Below are 1,487 nucleotides of genomic sequence, written 5' to 3'. Positions count from 1 at the left end.
CGACATGATCGATGACGAGTCCGCGCGGAATTACCGAGTTGGGATGCAGGCTGCGAGGCATGGCAGGATCTCCGACGACCGAAGCCGAGATCCATCAACTCCCCTGCACCGAAAGTGAGTCAGACCCTAAAAATGACCCATCGCGCCGAATCGATCGGTGTACTTATACCGATTTGGTTCGATTGCACTAAGCCCGGCCCGCCCGATGCTGTGCGTCGGCACGACGATGCGATGATACGGGCGTCCGAGATCCGCCCGCGCCTTCATGGCGGACAGGACTAGATCGAACGGCCGGTCAGATGCCGACGCGACCGATCGCCGGCAGCTTGATCCCCGGACGGCGCAGATCGATCCCGGCGACGCCGCCGAGCAGGTTCAGCTCAAGCCCTTCGACCCAGGCCAGGGTGAGGCCGAAATAGCCGCCGAGGTTGATCCGGATGCCGGTCCCGGACGGCGTCCACCCGATCCAGCGGCCGTCATAGGGAAAATCCTTGCCGATTGCCGTAGCGGGGAGGCTGGCCCGCATCTCGGGTACCGCCGCCATCACGGCCGCCACGAAGGTGTTCGAGTTCGGACCCGGCCAGACTACGTAATCTCCGGGGCGGGCGTAGCGGTACTCGGCCACGGCCTTGCGGATGCGCGGCAGCATCGCTTCCGCGTCGGACCCGTCCGCCGCGAACACGATTTCGGGCGGGTTGCCGAACCAGCGCCCGTCCGGGACGAAGCGGTCGATCCAGATCGGCTGGCCCCAGGCCGTGTAATCGAAGCGCCGGTAGCTGCGTTCGCCGGGACCCTTGATCACGATCCAGCTGTGGGTCGCCACGATTCCGCGCCAGCTCACGGTGCGGGCGGAGAAGATCCGCACGACGGCCCCGGGATGGGTTTCGGCGGGCGGGAGCAGGCCGGCGCTAGACCGGTCCGCAGAGCGCCAGTCGCCGCTCGCGCGCAGCCAATACAGCGTCGCCGAGACCGCGACCGGCACGAGGAAGACGAGGACGAGCGCGAGGAGCGCGAACCTGAGCAGGGACACGGGCTTGGCCGGGGCGTGACGGACGACGGGACACATGTAGGCACGGATCGGGCCCGTTCCCATGCGGCCGAACGGAGCGCGCCGGCCCGGCACGCGGGCCATCACGCCAACCGGGACAACGCGTCGAGGAAGAGCGTCGTGGCCAGGAGGTCGGCGCAACCGCCGGGGCTGAGTCGTGCCGCCACGAAGCTGCGATGGATCCTCACGGCGCGGTCACGCCAATCCGGGTCGGCGGTCCCCCCCGCGCCGAGGAAATCCCTCGCGGCCGCCTGCGCCCGGGCCAAGCCTTTGGCGCCGCCGCGGTGAAGCAGGTTGGTGTCGTCCAGGATCGCGAGGAGCGCGAAGAAACACTGGACCCGCGCAGCCTGGGGATCGTCCGGCGCATGGGCGCGACCGAGGCGCAGGGCCGGCAGGCCCACGGCCCGGATGGTCGGGAAGCCGGCGGCGGCCTCCGCGC

Annotated in this window: 2 protein-coding genes; both read right to left on the bottom strand. The window is 69.3% G+C overall.

Annotated features, from left to right (window positions below):
- Nucleotides 1-295: 295 nt before the first annotated feature.
- Nucleotides 296-1,030, bottom strand: a complete 735-nt coding sequence (locus FV228_RS29405; RefSeq protein WP_147857684.1) for a DUF3750 domain-containing protein — start codon at nucleotides 1,028-1,030, stop codon at nucleotides 296-298.
- Nucleotides 1,031-1,131: 101 nt separating this feature from the next.
- A partial coding sequence (locus tag FV228_RS29400; RefSeq protein WP_187277970.1) for a triphosphoribosyl-dephospho-CoA synthase occupies nucleotides 1,132-1,487 on the bottom strand: 356 nt, incomplete at its 5' end.

This window comes from Methylobacterium sp. WL18, from assembly GCF_008040015.1.
Lineage (GTDB): Bacteria > Pseudomonadota > Alphaproteobacteria > Rhizobiales > Beijerinckiaceae > Methylobacterium > Methylobacterium mesophilicum.
The sequence above is the reverse complement of the archived record's forward strand: the minus strand, read 5'-3'. Positions and strand labels throughout refer to the sequence as shown.